This is a genomic window from Micromonospora sp. KC207 (assembly GCF_004348615.1).
Lineage (GTDB): Bacteria > Actinomycetota > Actinomycetes > Mycobacteriales > Micromonosporaceae > Micromonospora.
Genome location: NZ_SMKJ01000620.1, coordinates 1 through 919, shown reverse-complemented (window position 1 = coordinate 919; position 919 = coordinate 1). Strand labels below are relative to the sequence as shown.

Sequence of the window (919 nt, the reverse complement as noted above, 5' to 3'; positions counted from 1 at the left end):
GGACGGGGACGGGCCGATGGTCGTCCGGGGCCGGCCGGCGCGGCGGCGGCTCGTGGCCGTCGGGCTGGGCGTCGTGGCGCTCGCCGCCCTCGGGGCCACGGCCGGGGACGCCGCGATCGCCGGCCGGGACGCCGGTACCTGGACCAGCGGGTCGGTCACCGTGGCGCTGCCGGCCGGCTGGCGGGCCACCGGCACCGGCTGGGCCGGCCAGTACGACGCCGACGGCCGCCTCGAACCGGCCCTGGTGATGTCCCCGGACCCGGACCGGTGGGCGGCGGACCCCACGGTGCCGGGAGCCTTCGTGGGCCTGTCCGCCGGCATCGCCGCGCGGACCACTCCGGCGGGCTTCGTCGCCGAGCGCCCGCACGCCGACTGCGTTGCGGCCCCGACGCGGCACACCCGGCAAGCGGGCATCGACTGGGTGGTGGCGTGGTTCACCTGCCCCCGGGGCCGGCCGGTGCTCGTCGAGGCCGCCGGGCTGGGCCCCGGCCGCGCCGGGCTGCTCTACGTGCAGGTCGCGCCGCCGGCGGGCAGCGGGCCCGACTTCGTCGACTCGCTGCTGGCCGGGGTGGCGGTGCGGTAGCCGCCGCTAACGCACCACCACCGTGAGCGGGTACGTCGTGCCCTCCTGCGGGATCAGCACGACCACGGTGCCGGCGCGGACGAACCGGATCTCCACCACCCCGGCCTCGTAGCTGCGCGAGACCAGGTCCTCCCGGTCGACGGTCACCTCGCCCGGGCCGATGCCCCGGATTGCCAGCACCGCCCCGGTGGCGAAACACATCGCGGGCAGCAGCGCCAGCTCGGTCTCGGCGAGCACCAGCTCGTACCGGACCGCCCCGAGGCACGCGTCGGGCAGTCCCGTCGGCGACGGCGGCGCGGCGGGCGTACGGGTGCGCGCGTCCGTGCTGGCCGGTGG

General features: G+C 78.6%; 2 pseudogenes. One reads left to right on the top strand and one right to left on the bottom strand.

The features are described from left to right. Positions 1-583, top strand: a pseudogene (locus E1258_RS32875) (serine/threonine protein kinase); the annotation flags it as partial. A 6-nt stretch (positions 584-589) separates the two neighbouring features. Here the strand turns inward: E1258_RS32875 and E1258_RS32870 are convergent. Next, positions 590-919, bottom strand: a pseudogene (locus tag E1258_RS32870) (hypothetical protein); the annotation flags it as partial.